Origin of the sequence: Bradyrhizobium genomosp. I (2014) (assembly GCF_000261685.1) — a bacterium.
Lineage (GTDB): Bacteria > Pseudomonadota > Alphaproteobacteria > Rhizobiales > Xanthobacteraceae > Bradyrhizobium.
In genome coordinates this window covers 1-12,458 of sequence record NZ_AJQE01000198.1, presented here as the reverse complement: position 1 = coordinate 12,458, position 12,458 = coordinate 1, and the positions used below count along the sequence as shown (strand labels likewise).

The 12,458-nt window shown below is 64.9% G+C and carries 11 protein-coding genes and 1 pseudogene; 1 reads left to right on the top strand and 11 read right to left on the bottom strand.

The window, feature by feature from the left end; genetic code table 11:
• A pseudogene (locus IC50_RS19055) lies at positions 1-1,343 on the top strand (M10 family metallopeptidase C-terminal domain-containing protein); the annotation flags it as partial.
• A 29-nt stretch (positions 1,344-1,372) separates the two neighbouring features.
• Here the strand turns inward: IC50_RS19055 and IC50_RS19050 are convergent.
• The 11 genes from IC50_RS19050 to IC50_RS19000 all read right to left on the bottom strand — a co-directional run.
• Positions 1,373-2,335, bottom strand: a complete 963-nt coding sequence (locus tag IC50_RS19050; RefSeq protein ID WP_035708166.1) for a UDP-glucuronic acid decarboxylase family protein — start codon at positions 2,333-2,335, stop codon at positions 1,373-1,375.
• 167 nt (positions 2,336-2,502) lie between these two features.
• Positions 2,503-3,252 (bottom strand): glycosyltransferase family 2 protein, encoded by a 750-nt coding sequence (locus IC50_RS19045; RefSeq protein WP_035708160.1) that lies wholly within the window; start codon positions 3,250-3,252, stop codon positions 2,503-2,505.
• Between the two features lie 11 nt (positions 3,253-3,263).
• On the bottom strand, positions 3,264-4,667 hold the full coding sequence (locus IC50_RS19040) for a capsular polysaccharide export protein, LipB/KpsS family (protein WP_035708157.1): 1,404 nt from the start codon (positions 4,665-4,667) through the stop codon (positions 3,264-3,266).
• A 4-nt stretch (positions 4,668-4,671) separates the two neighbouring features.
• Positions 4,672-6,060: a surface carbohydrate biosynthesis protein gene (locus IC50_RS19035; protein WP_035708153.1), complete on the bottom strand. Its 1,389-nt coding sequence runs from the start codon at positions 6,058-6,060 to the stop codon at positions 4,672-4,674.
• Positions 6,061-6,085: 25 nt separating this feature from the next.
• Positions 6,086-7,018, bottom strand: coding sequence for a hypothetical protein (locus IC50_RS19030; RefSeq protein ID WP_050991033.1), 933 nt, complete (start codon positions 7,016-7,018; stop codon positions 6,086-6,088).
• A complete protein-coding gene (locus IC50_RS19025; RefSeq protein ID WP_035708150.1) occupies positions 7,015-7,905 on the bottom strand; it encodes a class I SAM-dependent methyltransferase in 891 nt (296 codons plus the stop codon). Before IC50_RS19025 ends, IC50_RS19030 begins: the two co-directional genes overlap by 4 nt.
• Positions 7,906-9,429: a hypothetical protein gene (locus IC50_RS19020; RefSeq protein ID WP_035708147.1), complete on the bottom strand. Its 1,524-nt coding sequence runs from the start codon at positions 9,427-9,429 to the stop codon at positions 7,906-7,908.
• A 10-nt stretch (positions 9,430-9,439) separates the two neighbouring features.
• The gene (locus IC50_RS19015) at positions 9,440-10,261 is read right to left on the bottom strand and encodes an SDR family oxidoreductase (RefSeq protein ID WP_035708144.1); all 822 of its coding nucleotides are present in this window, start codon (positions 10,259-10,261) and stop codon (positions 9,440-9,442) included.
• Between the two features lie 13 nt (positions 10,262-10,274).
• A complete protein-coding gene (locus tag IC50_RS19010) occupies positions 10,275-10,976 on the bottom strand; it encodes an acylneuraminate cytidylyltransferase family protein (RefSeq protein ID WP_035708142.1) in 702 nt (233 codons plus the stop codon).
• Complete coding sequence (locus IC50_RS19005) at positions 10,973-11,878, bottom strand: Gfo/Idh/MocA family protein (RefSeq protein WP_035708139.1); 906 nt, start codon at positions 11,876-11,878, stop codon at positions 10,973-10,975. The genes IC50_RS19010 and IC50_RS19005 overlap by 4 nt, the downstream gene beginning before the upstream one ends.
• A partial coding sequence (locus tag IC50_RS19000; RefSeq protein WP_035708136.1) for a nucleotidyltransferase family protein occupies positions 11,875-12,458 on the bottom strand: 584 nt, incomplete at its 5' end. The genes IC50_RS19005 and IC50_RS19000, both read right to left, overlap by 4 nt.

The following is a 12,458-nucleotide window of genomic DNA, read 5'->3' as shown; positions in this document are numbered from 1 at the left end:
GCGACGGCACGATTGGCGTGCCTGTCGCCAGTGGCACCACGATCGAGACGTTCGGGTCGACCAGCGTGGTCCTATCCGGCGACAACTACCACCTGAACAGCATATCGAGCGGCACCGGACCTGTGCTGAAATACGCGGGGTCTGCGGTGATCGCGGCGAATTGGGGTGTATGGACGGTCATTGGCGCCGAGCAGGTGTCGGGCGGCTACGACGTCGTCTGGAAGAGTTCATCGACCCAGCATTATTCGGTGTGGAGCACGGACAGCAACGGCAACTTCCTGACCACGCTCGCCGCGGCCTCCGAAGTGCTCGGGTCCGATCCGTCTCTGAAAGCGCTGGAGCCGACGCTCCAGCAGGATCTCAACGGCGACGGCACGATTGGCGCCCCTGCCCTCAGTAGCACCACGATCGAGGCGCTCGGATCGACCAGCGTGGTCCTGTCCGGCGGCAACTACCACCTGAACAGCATCGCGACCGGCACCGGACCTGTTCTGAAGTATGCAGGGTCTGCGGTGATCGCGGCGGATTGGGGTGTGTGGACGGTCATTGGCGCCGAGCAGGTGTCGGGCGGCGGCTACGACGTCGTCTGGAAGAGTTCATCGACCCAGCATTATTCGGTGTGGAGCACGGACAGCAACGGCAACTTCCTGACCACGCTCGCCGCGGCCTCCGAAATGCCGGGGACCGACCCTTCCCTGCAGGCGCTGGAGCCGACACTCCAGCAGGATCTCAACGGCGACGGCACGATTGGCGCCCCTGCCCTCAGTAGCACCACGATCGAGGCGCTCGGATCGACCAGCGTGGTCCTGTCCGGCGGCAACTACCACCTGAACAGCATCGCGACCGGCACCGGACCTGTTCTGAAGTATGCAGGGTCTGCGGTGATCGCGGCGGATTGGGGTGTGTGGACGGTCATTGGCGCCGAGCAGGTGTCGGGCGGCGGCTACGACGTCGTCTGGAAGAGCTCATCGAACGCCCATTATTCCGTCTGGAGCACGGACGCCAACGGCAACTTCGTGACCACACTGGCGGCGGCCCCGGAAGTGCTCGGGTCCGATCCGTCCCTGAAGGCGCTGGAGCCGACCCTCCATCAGGATCTCAATGGCGACGGCAGCGTCGGCGCTGCGCCGCTCGCGGGGGATGCGCTCGTGTTCAGGTTCGATGACACGTCACTGTCCAGCCCGTCGGAGCCGCCTGATCCGATGCCCGGCTGGGTTGGTGCGGAGGTCACGTCCGCACCGTCGGTGCCAGCCGAGGCGGCAGTGCACCAGGATGCTCCCGTGCCGGTCAGCCCGGTTGACCTTCTCCACGACCTGCACGCCAGCGGTTTGCTGCTCGCCTGACGCCATCGCGGCGATCGAGTGCAGCCGGATCAGGCGATTTCGAACGAGTGCTTGAAATAGGCGATGGTCTCCTTCAGGCCGTCCTCGAGCGCGACCTTCGGCTCCCAGTTCAGGACAGTCTTCGCCTTGGTGAGGTCGGGCTGGCGCTGGCGCGGATCGTCCTGCGGCAGCGGCTTGAACTCCAGCTTGGAGCGCGAGCCGGTGAGCTTGATCACCTTCTCGGCGAGCTCGCGGATGGTGAACTCGGAATTGTTGCCGAGATTGATCGGGCCGGTGACGTCTTCCGCGCTCACCATCAAGCGCAGGATGGCTTCGACGAGGTCATCGACATAGCAGAACGAACGGGTCTGACCGCCGTCGCCGAACACGGTGATCGGCTCGCCCTTGAGGGCCTGGACGATGAAGGACGACACCACGCGACCGTCATTTGGCTGCATGCGCGGGCCGTAAGTGTTGAATATGCGCGCGACCTTGATCGGCAGGCCGTGCTGACGCCAATAGTCGAAGAACAGCGTCTCGGCGCAGCGCTTGCCCTCGTCGTAGCAGGAGCGGATGCCGATCGGGTTGACGTTGCCCCAGTAGTCCTCGGTCTGCGGATGGATCAGCGGATCGCCATAGACCTCGCTGGTGGAGGCCTGGAAGATGCGCGCCTTGAGCCGCTTGGCGAGCCCCAGCATGTTGATGGCGCCATGCACCGAGGTCTTGGTGGTCTGCACGGGATCGCGCTGGTAGTGGATCGGAGAGGCCGGGCAGGCCAGGTTGAAGATCGCGTCGACCTCGATGTAGAGCGGGAAGGTGACGTCGTGCCGGACAGCCTCGAACAGCGGATTCGCGATCAGATGGGCAATGTTACGCCGGCTGCCGGTGAAATAATTGTCCGCGGACACCACTTCGGCACCCGCATCGAGCAGCCGCTCGCAGAGATGCGATCCGATGAACCCGGCGCCTCCGGTCACGAGGATGCGGCTGTTCTTGTAGCTTTCAAACGGCATGATCGGTTCCAGATTGTTCGCAGCGGGAGCGGGCTGAGTGGTATCGGCAACGGCCGGACTCGCCAATAGCGAAATGGGTTTGGATCGAGGTAATTAAACACCGCTACTGTGCATGGGGTTGTTTTCGCGCTTTTTAGGCGGGTGCGTCGGACGCCCGGCCGATTAGTCTAGAACTCCCGCCGCTTCAGCCAGGCCCGCGCGCCCCAATGAGCAAAGCACCAGGCCGATCGGAGCAGGGACAGGTGTTCGACGTTGCGGTAGATCTGCCAGACCCATTTGGCCGAGCGCATCGGGCGGCTGGAGACAGAGGAGCCCCTGACGCGGTAGCGCGCGAGATCCTCGTTGAGGCCGTAGGCGATGTGGCCGCGCTCGAGGATCGAGAGCCACAGGCAGAAATCGTCATAGCCCTCGTTCTTCATCGCAATGGGGCCGGCGATCTCGCGGTCGACCATCGCGGTCAGCGTCGCGATCGCGGTGTTCTTCAGGAGCTGCCCATAGCTGAGCGAGGCCGGCACCTCGATCAGCCGTCCGGTGATCGTGTTGGTCTCGTCGATGCGGCGGAAGGCGGTGTAGCTGAGCGCGGCCCGCTTCGCCTTCGCGAAGGCGAGCTGCCGCTCGAGCTTCTCGGGCAGCCACAGATCGTCGCTGTCGAGGAAGGCGAGATAGCGGCCCTGCGCCCGGTCGATCGCGGCCTGCCGCGCCAGCGCCGGCCCTCCGTTCTTCGCCTGCCGGATCAGCTTGACGCGCGGATCGCGCTCGCCGATGTCGGCGATGATCTGCGGTGTCCTGTCGGTCGAGCAGTCGTCGGCGATCAGGAGCTCCCAATCGGCGAAGCTCTGGCTCTGCACGGAGCGGATGGTCTCCTCGATCAGGCCTTCGACGTTCCAGGATGGGGTGATGATCGAGACGAGCGGCATGACGGGTCCGTTCAATTCGCGCGGGCGGGCTCAGCGATCGCGGCGCGCAAGGAAGCCGCAAACGTGTCGAGCAGAGCGGGATCGCTGATATAGAGCTCGCCCGGAAACGATCTGCGCCAGGCCGATTCGAAATAGGGCGCGCCCTTGGCTGGATCGAACGGTCCGGCGGAGAGCGCCTCGCGCAGCCGCGCGGGCACGTCCGCCAGCCGGTCGACCGCATGGACCAGCGGGCAGGAGCGGTAGAACGCATCGCCCATCACCACGACCGGCTTGCCGAGCAGCAACGCCTCGGCGCCGGACTTGCTGTTGACGGAGATGACCGCATCGGCGCGGTTGAGCACTGTGTAATTGTTGGTCTGCGGCGGCAGCAGCACGAGATTGTCGAAGCGGCGTGCCAGCTCGAACAGGCGATCGGCCGAGATCGCGCCGATCTGGGCGGGGTGTTCCTTCACCACCAGCACATGCGAGTCCGGGATCGTCCGCAGCAGGAAGTCGACGGTTGCGACCTGGTCGAGATAGTCGGGCGAGCGCAGCGTCAGCGCCATGTCGGCCGGAACGTGGAACGGATAGTAGACGAAGGGGACCTCGGGGATCGGCTTGTAGAGCCTGCGCAGACGCGTCGCATTGAGCGCCATCGCCGCGTGGACGCGGGCGTGGCGCAGATTGTGCCCGAACTCCTGATGCTTGCCGAGCGCGAACTGGTCCCACAGTTTCTCGGTGAGGCGGCGGGCGTTGCGCAGGTTCACGACCTTCTTGAAGGCCGCCGAATAATGATGCTGGTCCTTCTTGGGGATGACGATCGCCCGCTGCGTCAGCGTGTCGTCGAGATAGGCACGTACCTCCGGCGACACGGCGTCCGCCGGCGTCGGCATCACGTCGGGCGCGCCGAGAGTGTCGGGCGTGAAGTACATGCGGCCGCGAAAGAACGAAGGCTCGATGAACCAGTTGCGGATGCTGCGGCGCCTGGCGGCGTAGAAGCTCGCGATCACCGAGAGAAAGCCGCCGAGCTCCTGCACCAGTTCGGCGCGCTTGCCTTGCTTTTCCAGGCGGTCGAGCACGGTCTCCATGGCGTTGGCGTAGATCATGAACCGTCGTCGCAGCGCTGCGGTGTCGCGGATGCCGAAGGTGAAGCGCTCATGGCTGAACAGGAAATTGGTCCCGTCGAGCCCGTAGGCGACGACGCGTGCGTCGAACGCGCCGCGGTCGTCGGGCGAGGGGCCGCCCTTGAGGCCCTCGCGGTACATGTTCGTGACCGGCACGCCCTCGGCCGCCGACATCTCGGCGCTGCGATCGTCGAAGGCGAGCAATTCGACGTCATCGCCGGCCGCGCGCAGCCGTTGCGCCACCGGAATCCAGAACCGGGTCTGGTATTCGGCAAGCGTGGTGATGAGAATGGTTCTTGCGGATGTGGCCATGGGTCTATCGGGCGGGTTCGATGGCAATGCTCGCGAGCGGCAAGCCCGTCGTCGCGCAATGTGCTCGTTCCGCCGTGAATTGCGACGGGCTCGCGCGGTCATGAGTTGCGATACGCTGCAGCAGGCTCCTGACGAAGACCGGCTCGATCCGCTTGTCGCGCCGGGCGGGGTTGAACCGGCTGCGCAGCCGTTCCGTGACGGCCGATCCGAGCGCGGCGCTGGCGGCGCCCTTGACGATCTGGCCGACACTCGGCTTGTCGCGCGTGCCCTTCACGGTCGCCAGCAGCGACACGTATGGCCGGCGCGAGGTCGTCGCGCGCGTCAGGACGTCCGCGACGCGTTCGGCGGCCTGGCCGTCGTTCAGATGGAAGAAGGCCTCGATATCGGCGGCATGAACGCGGGCGAAATCGAAGGTCTCGGTCTCGCGCTCGATGTGATCGATCGCGCCAAGCAGCTCGTCGAACGAGGCGACTGGCCGGCTCACGCGCGCGGGCAGCGCTGCGTGTCCCGCGGTGGTCGGCGTGTTCAGATATTCGAGTTGGAGCGGAAGCTTTCCCAGCAGGACCGATTCGACGGCCGTACCGCAGTTTAGATGAACGACGGCGGCCGCATTGCGGATGCGGTCGAGCACGCTGCCGGTGCCGTCGATCACCACGTTGGCGTGACGCGAGAGTGCGTCGCGATAGACGCCCTCGCTCTCGAACGGATGCGGACGCACGAGAATGTTGCGGTCGGGTCGCGCCGCGGCGAGCCGGTCGATCTCGGCGAGATAGTTCGCGAAGACCTGCTTCAGGTCCGCGATGAAGCGATCGACATAGGCGCCGTCCCAGCCGGCCCGCACCATCGCTTCGCGCTCGCCGCCCGGCTTGCCGGTAAAGCGCGAATTGACCAGCGGGAAGTTGGCGTTGACGAGCAGGTAGCCGCGTGGCTCGCCATCGAGCAGCGGGCGCCAGCGCGGCGCCGCAAAGTCGAAGCGTGGACATCCGGTGAGGTGGAGCTGCTCCGGCTTCATGGTTCCGGCCGCGCGAAAGGCGTCGTGGAGCCGGCTGCCCCAGAAGAAATAGCCCGAGAGGATCTCCGCGTAGCCGCTGCCCTTGATGTGGGCGGCCATTGCCGGCGGCGAGTTGCCGCCCTTCTCGGCGAGCACGCCGCCTTCGGTGTCGAGGACGTAGAGCGCGAGGCCGGCCTTGGCAAAGCTGCGCATCAGGTCGAGATTGACCGGGCGCGCGTAGTTGACGACCAGCGCATCGAGTCCGAGCCGCGGGACGTCGACGGCCTGCTCGTACATCGGCACCAGCACGACGGAGACGCCGCGACGCGCGAGCTGATAACCGAGCATGACCGCCCCCGGCAGGTCACGCTTGGGGTGATCGACCACCAGGCCTATGCGCAAGATGTGGGCTCCCGGCAGGTCCGGCTCACAGGCGCATCGCGGCGCGCTCGACGTCCGTCAGGGCTCCGCTCGCCCGGAAACGGGGGCGCGGTTCGGGATAGATGCGCGGCTGCTGAATGTATGTCGCGGTGTAGAGGAGGCGACTGTGGTCGGACTGGATCCGGCTTCCCATGTGCAGGCAGCGGGCCGTGTTGACGATGAACGACGACAGGCGCGGCGCAACCATCTCCTTGACCGCATCGGGTCCCGTCTTCGCGAACACCTGCGCATCGCTCATGTGGCTCTTCAACGTGTTGCGGAACGGCCTGGAGGGGCCTGCCGGAATGAACGTGAACGGACCGTCGGCGGTGTTGCGGACGTCGGTGAGATAGATGAAGAGCTTGCAGACGCGCTTGTCGTCGTGATCGAGATGCCAGAGCTGGGAATAGCTCAGCGCCTGGTTCGGGGTCGGCTGGGACAGCGTCAGCAGCACGTCGGAGAGCTGCGGCAGGTCATGCATGAAATCGCCGATGATGCGCAGTGCCGCCGGCTGCAGCGCATAGCGCACGAAGGGATGGTCGGTCGCGAATGCACCGTTGACGAGATCCTCGTCCAGGAGGCTCACCCAGAAGGACTTGTGACCGAGCTGCTGCTTGTCCGAGAGCTCGTTGAGCCGGCTCACCTTGTTGTCCGCGACTGCGGCAACGGCTTCCGCAAGGCCGCGGTCCATCAGCGCGGATACGTCGACGTAGCCGTCCCGGTCGAGCTTCCGGCTCGCCTCGCTCCATTCCGCCTTCGAAGGAAGCTGATTGAGCAACCCGACGCGCTTCGCCCGTGCGCCCGGTTGCAGAGTCGTCAGGGCCGCCTTGGTGACCCAGCCGAGATCGGTCCGGTTGATGTGCCACAACAGGCGACGAAACTGGTTGATCTTCTGCTTCTTCGGGGCGGGCCGATCGGGCGTCGCGTCGATGGTTGTCATGTGGGCTCCCAGCAATACAAAAAACCATCATTGTGGATCGTCGGCGCGAACGGCATCCGCTCGCGCGCCAGGATGCGGACGCGGCCCTGTCGCTCGTAGTCGTCCAGGGTCGAGAAGAGCTGCGTCTGGTAATCGACCGAGCGAATGTAGAGGAAGCTGACGATGTCTCGCGGATTGGAGAGATTCAGCAACTCCGTCGTCGGCTCGATGTTGATGACCCGCTTCGGCCTCGCCGCGATGATGTTGTCCACCACCTTGCGCACGTCGTAGGGGATCTGCTCGATGCAGAAATAGGTGAAGACGACCTTGTCCCTGATGGCGGCATAGCTTGGATCGTTGCGGTCGGTCAGGTCTATCCTGTCGAACGAAATCCGGTCCGACAGGCCATAATGCGCGGCGATCTCGCGGCCCGCCGCGACGCCGTTCGGCGCAATGTCGAACCCACGCAGCGTCCATTCGGGATGATTGAGGTGCAGCGCCAGCAGATTGTAGCCGTAGCCTGCGCCGAGCTCGACGATCTCCGTGACGCCACCGGCGTGCCGTGCCAGCAGTTCGCCGAGCGCCTTGGCACGATAGCGGTAGTAGTCGTCGGCCGCGATCCTGCAAATCCGATTGTCGACCTTGCGCAGACCCAGCTCGGGATTCCTCGGGATCAGGAATTCGCCGACGCTCGTGGCCGTCGTCCAGGTCTTGGCCGACAGCATCCGCTGCCAATGCGAAAGATTGTACTCGGAATTGACGACGTCGGCGGTGCGCTTCACGCGACGCAGCGCGAGCCGTCCGATGCTCCTCGCCGCATCGAGCGCGTAGGTTGCCACCCTGTCCGGCAACGAGGCCGGAGCGAAATCTGCGATAATGGCGTTGCGGACTGTCGCGTGAGTGTTCATTCAAGTGCTTCTGGATGTAAGTCCCATCAGTTGCCCGACCGCTGGAAATACAGTCCGATGCCGCTTCTCGAGCACCAGAAAGTATTGAAGCACCCAAGTCACCAGACAGAAAACCATGGAACCGAGCGCGAGCTTTAGCACGCTGTCGAACTGAATGTAACCTGCAATTGCTGCTAGAGAAATGCTGGCCAGCACCAGGATTGCAAGCTGAGTTCCGATCGCCTTCGCGAAGCGATAGCGGTCGAGTTCGAGTGCATTGCGCAATTCCCGAAGCTGCCAGGGCAGGACGGCGATACCGCCAATGACCTGGCCGAGAATCAGGGCGCGTTCCGCGAACAGATGCAACGTCGCGGCAGCGACTGCCGCCCAGATCAGGAGCTGTACGGCCATCAGCCTGTTGAGCCGGGCCTGCACCTCGGGCCGCGTCAGAAAGATCAAGCTGCCGATTGTCACGTATTGCGCGCAGATCGGAACCAGGAAGCTCACACCCATCCAGAACGCGTAGGGAGCAAGCAGAGGACCAATCCAGAGGTTCATGATCTCGGGCGAGAGGATTGCACTCGCGGCAAGCGGCGGTACCACGAACATCGGCATCATGATGAGGCCGAGATCGCCGAGGCGCTGGAACGACGCCGCGCTGCCGCGCTCGTCGAGGCGGCTGGCGACGGGAAGCAGGGCCGAGGTCAGAAGGCTGACGACGATCTTGGATATCCGCGACAATCGGACCAGCGCGTCGTAGGTTCCGACAGCCTTCGGACCGAACAGCAATCCGATCAGGAACGGCTGAAAGGGGCCGGAAACGCCGCCCATCAGCTTGCCTTGCAGCAGCAGCACGCAACGATGCAGGATATCCTGCCGGACGTCGGGGGTCCACGGCAGCAATCGCACGTGCTTGTGCCGCAGGGCGACGAAGGCGGCAATTCCAATGACGACGGCACGGGCCACCAGCGTGGCGAGATAGATGTAGGCGACCACTTCGAAGCCCGCCGCCGCCCACGAGGCCGCGAATGTCAGTCCGACATAGGCCGCCGTCGACGTGACCTCCGCAACGCGCAGCAGGTTGTAGCGCTCGAAGCCTTTGACGATGCCTTCCCACACCAGCGCCGGAACGAAGATGAGATTCGCCAGGGCCGTGTAGTGCATGATCCGGGTGAACGCCTCCAGATGCGCGGCGTCAACCTTCATCACGATGACGAAAAGCGGCGTCGCGAGCCAGATGGTGGCGCTCAGGATCAGGGTGAGCGCGATGGAGACCACTCCCAGGAAAGCGATCTGGCGGCTGGCCTGCGTCCAATTGCGGTGCTCGCGCGCGCGCGCGACCACCTGGGTGGCGACCTCGGACAGACCGAGGTCCAGCACCGCCATCATGCCGCTGGGAAGCAGCAGCCGCGAGATGACGATGAGGCCGAACTCGGTCACCCCCCAGGTCCCGATGATCAGCGGAATGACCGCGAGGCCCAGCAAGGCGGACACGCCGAAGGCAAACGCCGAAATCACCGTGTTCTGGATCAGGCGCTTGATCATTTGTGGATTGTCACCAGGCGCTCAGGCCGCCATCGACGGCGATGTTCTGCCCGGTCACGTAGGATGCCGCGTCGGACACCAGGAACAGCATCGTTCCGACCATTTCGTCCGCGCGAGCCATGCGGCCGAGCGGGATACGGGCACCATAGCGCGCCTTGAAGGTCTCGTTCTGCCCGCTCTCCACCCCGCCGGGGGTGAGGGTATTGACGCGAACGCCCTTCGCCGCCCAGTAGGTGGCGAGGTGCTTGGTCAGGCCGATGACCCCGGCTTTGGACGCCGTATAGACCGCGGGCGTATTGATGGCGCGGCCGAGATATTCGGAGCCTTCGTAGATGCGCTGGTCGGGCGCCATCAGGCCGTAGATCGATGCGGTCTGCACGATGGAGCCGTAGCCGCGCTCGGCCATCCGGCCGCCGAACATCTGCGCGACGGTGAACATGCCGTCGAGATTGACCGACATGATCTCGCGCCAGGTGTCCTGCGAAAAAGTCTCGACGGGTGCAAAGAAGGCGTCCACGTCGCGGGTCTTGCTGGCGGCGTTGTTGAGCAGGATCGAGACCGGTCCGAGGTCCGCCTCGATCGCATCGGCAGCGTTGCGCACCGCGTCAGGACTGGTGATGTCGCAGCCGTAGCCTCTGGCGCGGACGGCATGGCGTGAGGCGATTTCGGCTGCGGCGGCATCGGTTGCGGCCTGATCGAGATCGACGATCGCGACGTTGGCGCCGAACTCGGCAAGCCCCTCGGCAAAGCGACGTCCGAGGATGCCGCACCCGCCGGTGACGACGGCAGTACGCCCGGTCAGATCGAACAGGGCCTTGAAGCTCGTGGTCATCGCTTGCGCCTCCTCAGGCCGGCAGTCGTTGGCGGAGCAACAGTTCCACCAACGCAAAATCGAGATCGGAATCGATGTCGATCGAACGCTCCTCCGGCATTTCGAACAGACGCGTGTCCGGATAGAACACCGCGGGCTGCTCCAGAAACGGCGCAACGCGCCAGACATAGATCGAGGCGTTCATGTCGAAGCAGCGCGGCGCATCCTGCCGGCGCGTGATGGGAGGATCGGCGGATTTGGAGAGGCCGACGCTGCCATCGGCGCGCTGCTCGACCAGGTTGAAATAGGGCGAGCGTCGCGCCGGCGCTCCGGTAATCACATTGCGCGCGCCGCTCTCGCGCAGCAGTCCAACGGCACCGGTGATGTCGGAGGCCAGCCTGAGCGGCGAGGTGACGTCGAGATCGACGAAGATCTCCGGCGTATTGCCCGTCTGCGCGATGGCCTGCTCGAGACAGTGGCGGATCGCGGGCAGCTTGGGCGCGGTGTCGGTCGCCATCTCGTCCGGGCGCTTGACTGCAATATCGGCGCCGGCCTTCATCGCCGCGCCGAGCAGGGCGTCCGAATCGCTGCTGAAGGCGATCGCATCGAACAGGCCGGTCTCGCGTGCCTGCGCGATGCTCCACGCGAGCACCGGCTTGCCCAGGAGATCGCGCGCGTTCTTGCCGACGACCCCTTTCGAGCCGCCTCGCGCGCAGATGGTGCAGATGAGACTCACGGCGATACCCAGCTCTTGGTGCGCAGCGCGCGCTCGCTGGCGTCGATCAGATGCATGACGCCGAGCGCCTCGGGCAGCGAGCAGACCGGGCTGGCGCCATGCATCGCCGCGACATGCATGTCGCGATAGCTCTGATCGCGCTCGCTGGGGATCTGCGTTGCCTTGCCGTTGACCGTGAGACGGCTGCCGACGAGATCGGCCTCGATGGTGTCGTCGTCGACATTGACGCGAATGCGGCGGATGCCCTGGCGGTCGAGATAGTCCATGTGGACGTGCACCGATGGCGCCCGCTGCATATCGAGCAGCAGGTCGAGGTGGTCGTCGACGTCGATGTCGCGAGCGCCGGAGGCGCCGCCGAGTGCCGCGACGCGATGCCATGGGCCGAACAGCCACAAAAGATAGTCCAGTTCGTGGCTGAGATCCCGCAGCACGCCGCCCCCGGCATCGGCCGTGGCGGATGCGGTCGCACGGTGATCGCGGCCGGGCCGCCAGTCCCTGATGTCCTGGCCGACATAGGCGCCGACCGTGATCACCTCGCGCCCGCGCAGCCTTTCGGCCAGCGCCGTCATCACGGGGTGAAAGCGCAGGTTGTATCCGACGCTGACATGGAACGGATATTTCGGGGGCGGTGCCGGTGTCGCGAAGAGCGGCTTTTCGACCAGGACTTTGCCATGGAATCCGGTCTGCCCGAGCTCTTGCAGGTTGTCCGCATGGCGCGCCGTCTCGGTGGCGATCACCACGTAGTCCGGATGCGCCGCCGCGACGGCCTGCGCGATCGATCCGTAATCGCCGCCTTCGCGCCGGCTGACCGTCGCGACCCGAAGGCCGAGCTCGCGCAGGACACGCGCATGCCTTGCGCCAATCGAGCCGAGCCCTACCACGACGGCGGTTGTCGTGGTCACGTGAAGACCTCGTGAAACTCTGCGTGCGCCTGCTCGAAATCCTCCAGGCGGCCGATGTCGAGCCAGTATTCGCGAATGGGATAGACCGCGACGCGCCCCTTATCGGCGATCACGCGCTCCAGCACGGTCGGCATGTCGATGCTGATGCCCGGGGCGACATGGCGGAAGACGGAGCTTCCAACTACATAGATGCCGGCACTGACGAACCAGCTCTCGGTCGGCTTCTCGCGAATGGTCTGGAGAAAGCCCTCCGACGTGGAAACCACGCCATAGGGGACGTGCACCTTGTGCTCACGAACGGCCATCGTCGCTTCCGCCGGCGTTCCGTTGTGGAAGTCGAGAAGCGCTCCGTAGTTGATCGTGGTGAGGATGTCGCCGTTGGTGACGATCATCGGCAGATCCGGCGGCGTCGAAAACAGCCCGAGCGCACCGGCGGTACCGAGGCGTTCAGTCTCGTGCACGTACTCGATGTTGGCACCGAAGGCGGCGCCATCGGCGAAGTAGTCCTTGATCGTCTGGGCCTTGTAGTTGACCGAAATGAAGATGTTGCCGAAGCCCTGCTGCACGACGTTGCGGACGA